Source organism: Streptomyces xanthophaeus (assembly GCF_000725805.1).
Lineage (GTDB): Bacteria > Actinomycetota > Actinomycetes > Streptomycetales > Streptomycetaceae > Streptomyces > Streptomyces xanthophaeus.
This window is the reverse complement of record NZ_JOFT01000138.1, coordinates 1-307: the sequence shown is the minus strand read 5'-3', so window position 1 is coordinate 307 and position 307 is coordinate 1. Positions and strand designations below refer to the sequence as shown.

Genomic DNA, 307 nt, shown 5'->3' with positions numbered 1-307 from the left:
GGACAAGTTCTTCGATGTGGTGGTACTGAATTCGGTGGTTCAGTATTTCCCGGGTGTGGATTATTTGTCTGGGGTGTTGCGGGGTCTGGCGGGGAAGCTAGCTCCGGGTGGTGTGGTGTTTGTTGGGGATGTACGGAATTATCGGCTGTTGCGTTGTTTCCGTGCGGGTGTGCAGGTGGCGCGTGGTGTGGTGGGTGGGGACGGGTTGCGTCGGGCGGTGGCGCAGGATGTTCTGGCTGAGCGGGAGTTGTTGCTGGATCCGGAGTATTTTCCTGCGTTGGCGGATTCGGTTGAGGGTTTTTCGGGT

The 307-nt window shown here is 58.3% G+C and carries 1 protein-coding gene; it reads left to right on the top strand.

The window, feature by feature from the left end; translation table 11 throughout:
• A partial coding sequence (locus tag IO30_RS45660; protein ID WP_157853404.1) for a class I SAM-dependent methyltransferase occupies positions 1-307 on the top strand: 307 nt, incomplete at both ends.